Genomic DNA, 11,242 nt, shown 5'->3' on the forward strand with positions numbered 1-11,242 from the left:
AGCGGGGTCTGGGGCGGAGCCCCGCACGCGGCGGAGCCGCATATCGTCAGGTGCCGGGAAGGGGCGGGGAGGGGAACAGCCCGCCGCAGGCGCCACGACCCGCCAGACACCCCTAAGGCCCCAAGCGGTCAGCCCTCCGCGTCGGCGGCCCACTCCTCCACCGTCGTGACCTCGGCCTGCGACGGAAACACCTTCTCGATGAGCAGCCGGTGGACCTCCGGGTCCGGGTCATAGCAGGCGTCGGACAGCACCGTGAGCCGAAAGTCCAGGTCGGCAGCCTGGCGCAGGGTGGACAGGACGACGCCGCCGGTCGCGACGCCGGTCAGGACGAGATGGGTGATGTCGCCGGACCGCAGCACCACGTCCAGATCGCTGCCGGCGAACGCGCTGACCCGCCGCTTGGTGACCACGACCTCGTCCGGCCGGGGCGCCACACCGGCGTGGATGGCGATCTTGGGGTCGTCCTCGGTGTAGAGGCCCGGCGGCAGGGAGCCCATGATCTTGTTGCGGGCCGAGGCCTCGGGACGGCCGGAGCGGAAGCCCACGACGACGTACACGACGGGGATTCCGGCGTTACGGGCCGCGTCGACCGCGCGGCTCACACACGGCACATAGTCGGGGTCCTGGACGCGGGCCACGATGCCTTCCTGGACGTCCATCACGAGCAGAGCCGTCTTGTTCGCGTTCATGTTCATGAGGCCTTTCGTTGCGCGGAAGAGGAATCGTCGGAGCCGATACGGCCCAGCGAGCGGTCCACGAGCGTCAGCGCCAGGCACAGGCCGGTGATGGCGAGCATGAACCAGGCCAGGCCGTGCAGCCCGCCGGTGTCGGCGCGGGCGCCGAAGAAGGCGCCGTTGGCGCTGGAGGCGACGATCGCGCCGAGGTAGAAGAAGGTGCGGAGCAGCCCCGCGGAGGAGCCCATCCGCTCCGGATCGGCCTGGTGGTACACCGCGTTCTGCAGGGCGAGGTTCATCAGCCCCTGCGGTACGCCGAAGACCAGCCCGACCACGATCAGCAGCCATATCGCGCTGTGCGGCTGGAGCGGGAGCAGCAGGACGCAGCCGACGATCTGCCCCACGGCCCCCACCAGCAGCTTGCCGCGCACGGCGGCGCGGCGGCCGGTGGCGGTGGACACCGCGATCCCGGTCAGGAACAGGGGCAGTTGGGCGAGCCCCGCCTGTGAGGCCGTCAGTCCCCGGCCGTCCTGGAGCCACTGCGTGTAGCCGTACAGGAAGACGTACGAGACGACGGAGACGAGGAGCGCGCGGGCGTAGGTGAGCAGCAGGGGCGGATTGCCGCCGAACACCCGCAGATCGATGAACGGCTCCGCCGCCCGCAGCTCCCGCACCGCGAACCCGGCCGCCGCCACCGCCATCAGCACCGGCAGATACCACCGATCGGCTCGCGGCTCCATCAGGAACAACAGCAGCGAGACGAGCGTCGCGGCGAACAGCCCCATGCCGATCAGGTCCAGCCGGACGCGCTCATCGGTGCGTTCCGCCAGGGGCCGCTCCTTCGGCAGCCGCCGGGCGCCGAGGATCAGACCGGCCGCCGCCAGCGGGATGTTGACGGCGAACGTGCTTCGCCAGCCGCCCAGCCCGATCAGCAGTCCGCCCAGGGGCGGTCCGATGACCGCGATGGTCTGACTGGCGACCGCGATCGTGGCGAGGATCGCGGCGGGGCTCTCCTGGCCGGTCCGCCGGGCCTCCCCACGGATGAGGTACATCGCGGCCGGATAGCCCGCGCAGGTGCCGAACCCGAGCACCACCCGCGCGACGATCAGCGTCCCCAGGTTCGGGGCGAACAGACCGATCAGCCCCGCGATCCCGGTCAGCGCCGCCCCGGCGAGGAAGAGACGGCGCGGCCCGTAGAGGTCGATCAGCCGGCCCATGACCGGCTGGCCTATCGAGGTGGCCAGATAGAGCGCGGAGACCAGCCAGGCCGTCTGCGACGGCGGCGCCCCGAACGCGGCGCCGATCGGCACCAACGACACGGAGATGATCGAGGAGTTGACCGGGTTCAGTACCGAACCCAGCATCATCGGGGCCAGCAGCCTCCGGTCGAAGGCGTTCCCCGCGTCCGCCCTGCCCTTTCGTCGTGTGAGCCGCGTCAGCCGCTCGATCATGCGCGGCTGAGCCGGTCCAGCAGGGCCAGCGCCTCGAGGATGGTCTCCCGTTCCGCTTCCGTGTAGCCGCTCTCCAGGGCTTGGGCGAGCCATTCCTCGCCCGCCCGCCGCTTGTCGTCCAGGAACGCGCTGCCCAGGTCGCTCACCGAGACCAGCTGCCGCCGCCCGTCATGAGGATCGGGGCGCCGCTGGATCAGCCCGCGCTCGTCCAGCACGGCGAGCGTGGCCGCCATCGACTGCGGCCGTACGCGCTCGGCCGCCGCCAGCGCGCTGGCCGAGGCAGGGCCCTCCTTGCTGAGCCTGCTGAGCGCGGACGTCTGCGAGGGGGTGAGTTCCTCGAGGTCGTACGACTCCTTGATCCGCCGCCGCAGTCGGCCGATCACCACACGGATCTCATGCGCGGCGCGCACGGTGGACTCGGACATGCCGCCAGGGGTCTCTGTCATGCCCCGCACGATATTTCCTTCAGTCCAGGCTGTCCAGTTCAAACTGCACAGTTTGGACTGTCTATCTACTCGGCGAAGGCATCGACCCCGGTGAGCTCCGCCGACAGCGCCCACAGCCGCGCCGCCCGCTCCGGATCGGTGGCCCAGGCGCTCACCCCGCTGCCCAGTTCGGTGCCCTCCGGCGCGGGCCCGGCGATGTCACAGTCCTCGCAGTACACGCCGCCCATGCCCGCGAGCCGTGGCGAGGTCGCCGCCCAGACCTGGGTGGCCGCGCCCTCCTCGGGCGTCTTCCAGCCGACGTTGGTGGAGCTGGCGTCGATCGTCTCACTCAGCCCCGCCAGTTCCTCCGGGGACATGTGGCGCCCCAGCTGGGTGGCGATCGTGCCGGGGTGCACGGAGAACGCCCGCACACCGGTGTTCCGCCCCAGCGCGTCGAGGTGCAGCGCGAACAGGGCGTTGGCCGTCTTCGCCTGCCCATACGCCTGCCACTTGTCGTAGGCGTGTCGCTGGAAGTGCGGGTCGTCCCAGTGGATGTCCGAGAGCTGATGCCCATTGGAGGAGAGCGACACCACGCGTGCGCCACCGCCACGGGCGATCGCGGGCCACAGCCGGTTGGTCAGGGCGTAGTGGCCCAGGTGGTTGATGGCGAACTGGGCTTCCCACCCGGGGCCCACCCGGGGCCCACCCGGGTTTCGGGCGCGGCCATGATCCCGGCGTTGTTGATCAGAATGTCGATATCGCGACCGGACGCGAGGAATTCCTCCGTGAAGGCCCGAACGCTGTCCAGGTCCGCGAGGTCCATCTCGGCGACCTCGGCGACCTCGACGCCCTCGATCCCGCCGAGCGCTTCGACGGCGGTCGAGCGCCGCCGCGCGGGCACGACGACGCGGGCCCCCGCACCGGCGAGAGCCCGCGTCGTCTCCAGCCCGAGCCCCGAATAGCCCCCGGTCACGAGCGCGAGCTTCCCGGACAGATCAATGCCCGCGAGAACGTCGCTCGTCGTACTGCGCACCCCGAAACCGGTGCCGATCGCATGCTGCTTGGTCGTCATGCCCGGAACGTACGGTTTGGAGCGCGCTCCAGGTCAAACGACGCCCCGCGCGAAGGCGACGAAGTCGCTCCACGCGGATGCGGGGAACGTAAGGTTCGGCCCGTCGGTGTTCTTGCTGTCCCGCACATGCACGGTGCCAGGGCGGCATGCGGCAACCTCGATGCATGCGCCGCCCTCGCCGCCGCTGTAGCTGCTCTTACGCCAGTCCATGGCGACCTCAATGCAGTCGCCGCCCTCGCCGCCGCTGTAGCTGCTCTTGAACCACATCAACTGGCCTATGTCATTGCTCATAGCTCTCCCAGCAGCTTCTCGATGAAGATGGACGACTCCCGTGGAGTGAGAGCCTGGGCCCGGATGATTCCATATCGGGCGGCGATCACACGGACCTCTTCCCGGTCAGTGAGTAGGCTGCCACGCCCCTGACCTTCGAGATAGGCGAGCTGCTCACCGTCCTTGGGGGTCATCAGAGTGAACGGCCCGTCCGCCCCAGCGTTGTCCTCCCGGCTCAGGGGCATCACCTGGATCTCCACGTTGCGCTTCGCCCCGATGAGGAGCAGTTGCTCCAACTGCCCACGGAGCACCTGCACTCCGCCGATCGGCCGCCGCAGCACGGACTCCTCGACGACAAAGCCCAGGAGGGGCGCGGGCCGCGCACCGAAGATCGCCTGCCGTTCCATTCGTGCAGCTACACGCTGTTCGACGACCTCTTCGTCCAGGTGTGGGCGGCGCATGGTGAAGACTGCCCGCGCGTAGTCCTCCGTCTGCAGCAGCCCCTTGACGACATGGGTGTCGTACGCCTGGACCTCAACCGCTTCAGACTCCAACCGCGCCGCATCGCGGAAGAACGCCGGGTACCGCGCGTGCGCCAGCTCCTCCTTCATCGCCTTGAGGACGCCCCCGGCGTCCAGTGCCTCATCGGCCTTGTCGACCAGCTCCGGCTTGGGAATGCGCCGTCCGCACTCCACCGACGCCACCTGGTCCGGGCTGTACCCGATACGCGTCCCTAAGTCCGCCTGGGTGAGCCCGGCCCGTTCCCGGAACAGCTTCACCTGCCTCCCGAAGCCCCTCAGGAACGGGGACCGTTCCGTACCCGCCATGTCGCATGCCTCCCATCACACCTGGTGTGCACGTACAGACACGGTCCGTACTTGCACGCTTCCTGGTCAGGCTAGGCACGTCCCCGCAAGGCTCGTGCCCATGACGACCGAAAATGCCCCCTCACGAGGTACGCGGCCGGGACAACCAGCTCCCGCGCCGGGCGAGTTCGCCATGCGCTTCACCTCGACTCCTCGCGGTGCGCGACTCGCTCGGCGACTCGTGTCGCACCGGCTCGCCGCGTGGGGCTACCCATACGATTCCGGCCCCAACGAGACCACGACCCTGATCGCCAGCGAGCTGGCCGCCAACGCCGTACGGCACGGCCGCGTCCCGGGGCGGGACTTCCACGTACGGCTGACCGCGCCCCTGGGCGGCGACGCGTCCGGGACGATCCGTATCGAGGTGTCGGACACCCGTACCGAGAAGCGGCCCGCGCTCATCACGGCCGCGCCCGACGCCGAAACCGGACGCGGCCTGTATCTCGTCTCGCGGCTCGCCGAGCGCTGGGCGGTCGGGCCCCGCTCCGGCGGCGGGCCCGGGAAGACCGTATGGGCCGAGATCGCGACCGAGACCAAACCGTCCGGCCCAGGCTCAGGCCCTGGCCCGCTCCAGCGCCCGCAGGGCTAGCTCACGCGCGATGCCGACCGGCTCGCCGACCACCGAAAGACCGTTCAGCACCGTGGCCCCCTCGTGGAGCAGCAGCAGCTCGTCCGCCAGCTCGTCGGGGGCCGCCACGCCCGCCTCCTCGCACAGCCGCCGCAGATAGCCCCGCAGCCAGTGCTTCTGGTCGGCGACGACCTGCCGGGCCGGATGCGCGGCGTCCGGCAGTTCGGCCGCCGCGTTGACGAAGCCGCAGCCGCGCGGGTTCTCGCGGCGCACCCACTCGGCGAGCGCGTCGAACGTGGCCAGGGCGCGATCCGCCGGGGGCGACTTCTCGACCTCGGCGGTGAGCCAGGCCCGCCACCGCTCATCGCGCTCCCGCAGATACGCGGCGACCAGCGTTTCCTTCGAGCCGAAGCGGTCGTACAGCGTCTTCTTGGTGACTCCGGCGCGCTTGGCGATCAGATCCACGCCGACCGCGTTGATCCCCTGCCCGTAGAAGAGCTCGGCGGCGGTGTCGAGGATGCGGCGCGCGGCGGGGGTGAGCGCTTCCATGCCGTGATCACCTCCGGGTGAAGGGTTGACGTGTATACCGATCTGTTTAGTCTAGTGGATGAGGGAGTAAACAGACCGGTATACCCGGAGCCTGAACCGACCCGGAACCCCAACCCAGAACGAGGAACGCCCCATGCCCGTCAGCGCCGCCGTCACCGCCATCGGCCTCGTCGTGATGTGGAGCTCCGGCTTCATCGGAGCCGAGCTCGGCACCCGCGAGGCCGCCGCCGACACCCTGCTGATGTGGCGCTTCCTCGCGGCGGCGGCGGTCCTGGGCGGCGCCTGGGCGCTGCTGAGGCGCCGCAGACTGCGCCCGCGCGCGATCGCCGAGCAGGCGGTGATCGGAGCGCTCTCGCAGGGCGGCTATCTCGGCGGGATCGTCTGGTCGGTCGGGCTCGGCGTGCCGTCCGGCACCTCCGCGCTGATCGCCGCGTTGCAGCCGCTCGCGGCGGGCGCGCTGGCCGGGCGGCTGCTCGGGGAGACGGTCAGCCCGCGCCAGTGGGCGGGGCTGGCCATCGGCCTCGGCGGGGTCGCGCTCGTCGTCCAGGGCGATCTGTCGGCGGGGGGCCCGGCCGCCCCGGCCTGGGCGTACGGGCTGCCCTTCGCCGCCATGGCGGCGCTGCTGGCCGCGAGCTTCCTCGAACGTAAGGTGCGGGCGCCACTCGATCCCGTGGACGCCATACCGCTGCACTGCCTGGTCAGCGCCGTCCTGTTCACCGGGGTCGCCGTGGCCGGGGGCCATGCCGCGCCCCCGGCGGGCGGGGGCTTCTGGGTCGCCGTGGTCTGGACGGTGCTGCTCTCCACGGTCGGCGGCTACGGCTTCTACTGGCTGAGCCTGCGCCGCAACGGCGTCACCCGCACCAGCGCGCTGATCTACCTCACGCCCCCGACCACACTGGTGTGGGCGTACGCGATGTTCGGGGACACGCCCGGGTGGACGGCCCTCGCGGGCATGGCGGTGTGCGTGATCGGGGTGACGGCGGCCACCGTGCGCCGCCGCCCCGACCGGTCAGCGCAGCTCGCGGAGGATCCAGTCCGTGATCGAGCGGTGCCGCGGGTGCCAGCCGAGTAGCTCGCGGGCGCGGCGTGCACGTACACGGCTGTTGGAGCCCAGGGCGTGCCGGGCGAACTGGGGGTCCCAGACGTTGTCCGGCGCGTCGGGGTCCCAGGGGCGGGGGCCGGGCAGGCCGAGGGAGCGGGCGATGGCCCCGGCGATCGCGCCGAACGACTCCTCCCCGTTCTCCACGAAGCAGAAGGTGCCCGGAGGCGCCTTCTCCAGCGCGAGGAGGTTCAGGTCGGCGACGTCGTCGACATGGACGGTGGACCAGATGTTGCGGCCGGGGCCGACCTGGCGGACCACTCCCCCGGCGCGGGCCTGCCGGACCAGCGCTGCGATCAGGACGCTGTCCCGGCCAAGGCCCCGGCCGTGCCCGTAGATCAGGCTGTCGCACAGCACCGCCGACCGCACGCCACGCTCGGCCGCGCTCAGGACCAGGCGGTCGATGGCGACCCGGGCCGCGCGGACGGGGTGATCGGGCTCCCAGGCCGAACCCGGGTCGAGGAGGTCCTCGCCGTGGACCGCCTCCGACGCCTCGCCCTCCGCACCGGTGCCGACCGTGCTGGAGCCGCTGGTGTGGATCAGCGGCTTGCCCGATCCGGCCAGCGCGGCGATGAGCGTCTCCACGGCCGCGCGGTGGTCGCTGTCGGCCGCGTTGATCACGGCGTCGGCGCCGCGGGCGTGCGCGGCGAGGAGGTCCGCGTCGTCGAGCGAACCCACCACGGGTTCGATGCCCAGCCGGGCGAGTTGTCCGGCCTTGGCCGGATCGCGGGTCAGACCGCTGATGTGATGGCCTGCCCGGCGGAGGCGGACGGCGACGGTACCGCCGATGTAGCCGCTCGCGCCGGTGAGAAAGACATGCATGGGAGAGGTGCCTCTCTGACGGGGGTCAGAGCGCAGAATCGACCTGGGCGCGAGGAACCCCCAACGGGGTTTGCCGCGACGGCAAATTCCGTCAGCAACACTGCCAGGTGAACAGGGCCTTCTCGAAGCGGCCCGCGGCGAGGTCGTCGGGGCGGATCAGCCAGTACAGCGCGCCGCCGTCGCCCCACATCATGTCCGCGTCCTCATCGGAGTCGACCTGCGCGAGCAGCACCCAGCGCCCCGCCTCCTCCTCGAGCCGTGGGTCCTCCCAGGACACGTCCCGCCCGCCCAGCGCGCCATGGGCCACCACGACCTCCACCGCGCCCTGCACGGACTGGGCGTGGCCGCCGATCTGATGGGCGACACCACTCTGGTGGCCCCATATCGCCCTCGTGAACGCGTCCGGGAACGCGTCCTCGCCGAACGCCGCGGCCAGCGCGGGCAGATCGAAGTCGGGGGCGCTCGGGCTCGTGTGGGCGGTCAGCGGCACCTCCGGGTACGGGGTGAGACCGGCCGGTGCGGGCCGTTCGGGCGCGTCGGCGGGCGCGGGCGGGAGGTGGAGCACCCGGGCACCGGCCCAGGTGTCCGGGTCGGCGGTGTCGACCAACGCGTCATCGTCCTCGTCGCCGTAGTAGAAGAAGGCCAGGCGGCCGTCGGCGGGCAGCGGTATGTCCAGCTCCGCCCGGGGCAGCGCGGCGCAGTCCACCTCCGCCACGAACGCCAGCGGGCCGTGCCCCTCCCACTCCGGCCAGTCCGTGCCCTCGGGCAGCCGGGGCAGTCCGCCGAGCCGGCCGACGACCGGATCGGCCGCCCCGGCCCGGCGGAGGTGGGCGGCCGGGCGCAGCAGCCCGGTCCAGCGGTCGGCGAGGTCAGCGGGCAGATGGGCGCGGGCGAGGGTGGGCAGCGCGTCGGGCTCGGTCGTCATGCGGACCATGATGGCGGGGGCCACCGACAGCCGAATGGGCCGACGCCGAACCGGACCGACCCGAGCCGACCGCGGCGGGGCAGGGCGCGGGAGAAGTCACTCCGCAGGTCAAGGAACCGTAAAGCGGGGACGTTCGTTACCCCGGGCATGACCGCTATGACACCCGGCTCGAACCTCCCCCTCTCCGTCGCACGCGTGGCGGTTGACGTCACCGCCCCGGTGCGGCTCGACGTATCGGGCCTGCTGCTCACCGCCAACGGCAAAGTGCGTTCCGACGACGACTTCGTCTTCTACAACCAGCCCACCGGACCGGGCGTGACCCACCGCGCCGGGACGGCGGGCGCGGGCGACTCCATCACCGTGGACACCGCCGCCATCCCCGCCGACATCGAGAAGATCGTGGTGACCGCGAGCCTGGACGCGCCCGGGGCGACGTTCTCGGGCACCGAGCCGACCGCCACCGTGCGCGGTGCCGACGACGGCGCGGTGATCGCCACGTTCACCCCGCCGCGGCTGGGCAACGAGACCGCGCTGGTGACCGTGGAGGTGTACCGGCGCAATGGGGCGTGGAAGGTGCGCGCGGTCGGGCAGGGGTATGCCAACGGTCTTGCGGGCATCGCCACCGACTTCGGCGTGACGGTCGAGGAGCCCGCCGCCCCGGCCGCCCCTGCTGCCCCCACCGCCCCCGCCGCTCAGACGCCGCCCCCGCCGAGCGGCCCGCCCGCCGGTTTCCAGCCCCCGCCGCCCATGCCGTCCGCTCCCCCGGCCGCGGCGCCCGCCGCGGCGGCGGCCCCGGCCCCGGCCACCGGGAAGATCAACCTGGACAAGGGCCGGGTCAGCCTCCAGAAGAACCAGACGGTGTCCCTGGTCAAGGGCGGCCGCCCGCTGCTCAGCTCGGTGAAGATGGGCCTGGGCTGGGAGCCCGCCTTCCGCGGCAAGGACATCGACCTGGACGCGTCCGTGATCGCCTTCGGCGTCGACCGCAAGAAGATCGACGCCTGCTTCTTCGGCAAGCTGGCCATCCTCAACGGCGCCATCCAGCACTCCGGCGACAACCTCACCGGTGAGGGCGGAGGCGACGACGAGTCCATCACCGTCCACCTCGGCGGCCTCCCGCCCGAGGTCACCGGCCTGGTCTTCACGGTCAACTCCTTCTCCGGCCAGAAGTTCACCGATGTGGCCAAGGCGTACTGCCGCCTCCTCGACGCCCAGAGCGGCGAGGAGCTGGTCCGCTTCGACCTCACCCACGCCGAGCCGCGCACGGGCGTGATGATGGCGAAGATGATCAAGCAGTTCTCGGGCGAGTGGGAGATGACCGCGATGGGCGAGTACGTGGACTCGCGCACCGTCCGAGGCATGGCCAAGCCCGCCGGCAAGGCTCTATGAGCCGACTCGCCGCCACATGCCAGGGCTGTCAGAGCTGTCAGCGCGGCACGGGCGCTCCCACGGCACTGCGGATGCCCCGGCCGGAGTCGCCCGACAGCCCCGCCGCGCGGGCCAGGCGGCGGTAGGAGTCCAGAAGGGCCTCGCGGTCGTAGGTGCTCGTCGTGACCAGCACCTCGTCGGCGTCGCTGCGCTCGATCAGTTCGTCGAGCGCGGCGGCGACCTCGTCCTCCGTGCCGTACAGCTGGCCGCGCAGGCCGCGCTCGTAGAAACCGCGCTCCTTCTCGGTCATCTCCCGGGCCTCGATCTCCGAGGCCGGGGCCAGCGGCGGGAAGACGCCGTGGGTACGGGAGTGGGCCATGGCCCATGCCTCGGGGAGCAGCAGCCGGCGGGCCTCCTCCGTGGTGTCGGCGACCGCGACATTGCCCGAGACGACGACGTACGGGGCGGAGGACCACGCCGAGGGGCGGAAGCCCGTGCGGTAGCGGTCGATCGCGCGTAGCATCTCGTCCCGGCCCCGCAGATCGCCGATCACCAGGGACAGTCCGGCCCGCGCCGCCAGATCCGCGCCGGCGCCGGTGGCCAGGACGAAGACGGGGAGCCGCAGCCCCTCCGCCGGGTGGGCGTGGACCTGGGGGTGGGCGTCCTGCTCGCCGGTGAACCAGCCGAGCAGCTCGTCCAGTTGGTCACCGAAGTCCCGCGCGGCGTCCTTCTCGGCGCCCAGGGCGCGGCGGATGCCGTCGGTGAAGCCGACGGAGCGGCCCAGACCCATGTCGATCCGGCCCGGGAAGAGGGATTCGAGCACCCCGAACTGCTCGGCCACGACCAGCGGGCGGTGGTTCGGCAGCATCACGCCGCCCGTGCCCACGCGGATGCGGACCGTCGCCGCCGCGACGGCGGACGCCAGCACCGTGGGCGCCGAACCGGCCACACCGGGCACGCTGTGGTGCTCGGAGACCCAGAAGCGGTGGTAGCCGAGCGCCTCGGCGGCTTGCGCGAACCGTACGGTGTCGCGCAGCGCCGGCGACCGCGCCCCCCCCCAGGCGGGGGGGGGGGGGGGGCAGGTGGGGGAGTGGGGGTGGGGCACGCGGGGTGTGGCACACACACGAAAACCCTGACCCCCCCGGGCGAATAAACC

12 protein-coding genes and 1 pseudogene are annotated in these 11,242 nt (G+C 71.9%); 3 read left to right on the forward strand and 10 right to left on the reverse strand.

Going from position 1 to position 11,242, the window contains the following annotated elements; all coding sequences use genetic code 11:
- Nucleotides 1–128: 128 nt before the first annotated feature.
- The 6 genes and pseudogenes from ACFXB5_RS47580 to ACFXB5_RS47605 form a co-directional block, all read right to left on the reverse strand.
- Nucleotides 129–695 (reverse strand): cysteine hydrolase family protein, encoded by a 567-nt coding sequence (locus tag ACFXB5_RS47580; RefSeq protein ID WP_385220702.1) that lies wholly within the window; start codon nucleotides 693–695, stop codon nucleotides 129–131.
- The gene (locus tag ACFXB5_RS47585) at nucleotides 692–2,125 is read right to left on the reverse strand and encodes an MFS transporter (RefSeq protein ID WP_385220704.1); all 1,434 of its coding nucleotides are present in this window, start codon (nucleotides 2,123–2,125) and stop codon (nucleotides 692–694) included. Before ACFXB5_RS47585 ends, ACFXB5_RS47580 begins: the two co-directional genes overlap by 4 nt.
- Nucleotides 2,122–2,571, reverse strand: a complete 450-nt coding sequence (locus ACFXB5_RS47590; RefSeq protein ID WP_385220708.1) for a MarR family winged helix-turn-helix transcriptional regulator — start codon at nucleotides 2,569–2,571, stop codon at nucleotides 2,122–2,124. Before ACFXB5_RS47590 ends, ACFXB5_RS47585 begins: the two co-directional genes overlap by 4 nt.
- Nucleotides 2,572–2,636: 65 nt before the next feature.
- Nucleotides 2,637–3,622: pseudogene (locus tag ACFXB5_RS47595) on the reverse strand (SDR family NAD(P)-dependent oxidoreductase).
- A gap of 33 nt (nucleotides 3,623–3,655) precedes the next feature.
- The gene (locus ACFXB5_RS47600; protein WP_385220710.1) at nucleotides 3,656–3,913 is read right to left on the reverse strand and encodes a DUF397 domain-containing protein; all 258 of its coding nucleotides are present in this window, start codon (nucleotides 3,911–3,913) and stop codon (nucleotides 3,656–3,658) included.
- Nucleotides 3,910–4,719: a helix-turn-helix transcriptional regulator gene (locus tag ACFXB5_RS47605; RefSeq protein ID WP_201853532.1), complete on the reverse strand. Its 810-nt coding sequence runs from the start codon at nucleotides 4,717–4,719 to the stop codon at nucleotides 3,910–3,912. The genes ACFXB5_RS47600 and ACFXB5_RS47605 overlap by 4 nt, the downstream gene beginning before the upstream one ends.
- A 220-nt stretch (nucleotides 4,720–4,939) precedes the next feature.
- Here ACFXB5_RS47605 and ACFXB5_RS47610 point away from each other — a divergent pair, with 220 nt between their 5' ends.
- Nucleotides 4,940–5,347: an ATP-binding protein gene (locus ACFXB5_RS47610; RefSeq protein WP_385220712.1), complete on the forward strand. Its 408-nt coding sequence runs from the start codon at nucleotides 4,940–4,942 to the stop codon at nucleotides 5,345–5,347.
- Here the strand turns inward: ACFXB5_RS47610 and ACFXB5_RS47615 are convergent.
- The gene (locus ACFXB5_RS47615) at nucleotides 5,312–5,875 is read right to left on the reverse strand and encodes a TetR/AcrR family transcriptional regulator (protein WP_385220715.1); all 564 of its coding nucleotides are present in this window, start codon (nucleotides 5,873–5,875) and stop codon (nucleotides 5,312–5,314) included. The genes ACFXB5_RS47610 and ACFXB5_RS47615 overlap by 36 nt on opposite strands.
- 133 nt (nucleotides 5,876–6,008) lie before the next feature.
- Here ACFXB5_RS47615 and ACFXB5_RS47620 point away from each other — a divergent pair, with 133 nt between their 5' ends.
- The gene (locus ACFXB5_RS47620; protein WP_385220718.1) at nucleotides 6,009–6,947 is read left to right on the forward strand and encodes a DMT family transporter; all 939 of its coding nucleotides are present in this window, start codon (nucleotides 6,009–6,011) and stop codon (nucleotides 6,945–6,947) included.
- Here the strand turns inward: ACFXB5_RS47620 and ACFXB5_RS47625 are convergent.
- Nucleotides 6,885–7,796 (reverse strand): NAD-dependent epimerase/dehydratase family protein, encoded by a 912-nt coding sequence (locus tag ACFXB5_RS47625; RefSeq protein ID WP_385220720.1) that lies wholly within the window; start codon nucleotides 7,794–7,796, stop codon nucleotides 6,885–6,887. The two genes, ACFXB5_RS47620 and ACFXB5_RS47625, sit on opposite strands and share 63 nt — an antisense overlap.
- 91 nt (nucleotides 7,797–7,887) lie before the next feature.
- Nucleotides 7,888–8,721, reverse strand: coding sequence for a YwqG family protein (locus ACFXB5_RS47630; RefSeq protein ID WP_385220722.1), 834 nt, complete (start codon nucleotides 8,719–8,721; stop codon nucleotides 7,888–7,890).
- Nucleotides 8,722–8,877: 156 nt separating this feature from the next.
- Here ACFXB5_RS47630 and ACFXB5_RS47635 point away from each other — a divergent pair, with 156 nt between their 5' ends.
- Entirely contained in the window at nucleotides 8,878–10,107 is a 1,230-nt protein-coding gene (locus tag ACFXB5_RS47635) for a TerD family protein (protein WP_385220730.1), read from the forward strand.
- A gap of 37 nt (nucleotides 10,108–10,144) precedes the next feature.
- On the opposite strand, the gene ACFXB5_RS47640 is transcribed toward ACFXB5_RS47635, so the two are convergent.
- The gene (locus ACFXB5_RS47640) at nucleotides 10,145–11,191 is read right to left on the reverse strand and encodes an LLM class flavin-dependent oxidoreductase (protein ID WP_385220724.1); all 1,047 of its coding nucleotides are present in this window, start codon (nucleotides 11,189–11,191) and stop codon (nucleotides 10,145–10,147) included.
- Between the last annotated feature and the right edge of the window lie 51 nt (nucleotides 11,192–11,242).

This window comes from Streptomyces sp. NPDC059455 (genome assembly GCF_042750115.1).
In the GTDB taxonomy this organism is placed as follows: Bacteria; Actinomycetota; Actinomycetes; order Streptomycetales; family Streptomycetaceae; genus Streptomyces; species Streptomyces endocoffeicus.

Bases quoted from the DNA above. Each gene is read 5' to 3' on its own strand.
- ACFXB5_RS47590 (WP_385220708.1), bottom strand. From the start codon at position 2,571: ATGACAGAGACCCCTGGCGGCATGTCCGAGTCCACCGTGCGCGCCGCG.
- ACFXB5_RS47635 (WP_385220730.1), top strand. From the start codon at position 8,878: ATGACACCCGGCTCGAACCTCCCCCTCTCCGTCGCACGCGTGGCGGTT.
- ACFXB5_RS47600 (WP_385220710.1), bottom strand. From the start codon at position 3,913: ATGAGCAATGACATAGGCCAGTTGATGTGGTTCAAGAGCAGCTACAGC.
- ACFXB5_RS47630 (WP_385220722.1), bottom strand. From the start codon at position 8,721: ATGACGACCGAGCCCGACGCGCTGCCCACCCTCGCCCGCGCCCATCTG.
- ACFXB5_RS47585 (WP_385220704.1), bottom strand. From the start codon at position 2,125: ATGATCGAGCGGCTGACGCGGCTCACACGACGAAAGGGCAGGGCGGAC.
- ACFXB5_RS47605 (WP_201853532.1), bottom strand. From the start codon at position 4,719: ATGGCGGGTACGGAACGGTCCCCGTTCCTGAGGGGCTTCGGGAGGCAG.
- ACFXB5_RS47620 (WP_385220718.1), top strand. From the start codon at position 6,009: ATGCCCGTCAGCGCCGCCGTCACCGCCATCGGCCTCGTCGTGATGTGG.
- ACFXB5_RS47580 (WP_385220702.1), bottom strand. From the start codon at position 695: ATGAACATGAACGCGAACAAGACGGCTCTGCTCGTGATGGACGTCCAG.
- ACFXB5_RS47615 (WP_385220715.1), bottom strand. From the start codon at position 5,875: ATGGAAGCGCTCACCCCCGCCGCGCGCCGCATCCTCGACACCGCCGCC.
- ACFXB5_RS47625 (WP_385220720.1), bottom strand. From the start codon at position 7,796: ATGCATGTCTTTCTCACCGGCGCGAGCGGCTACATCGGCGGTACCGTC.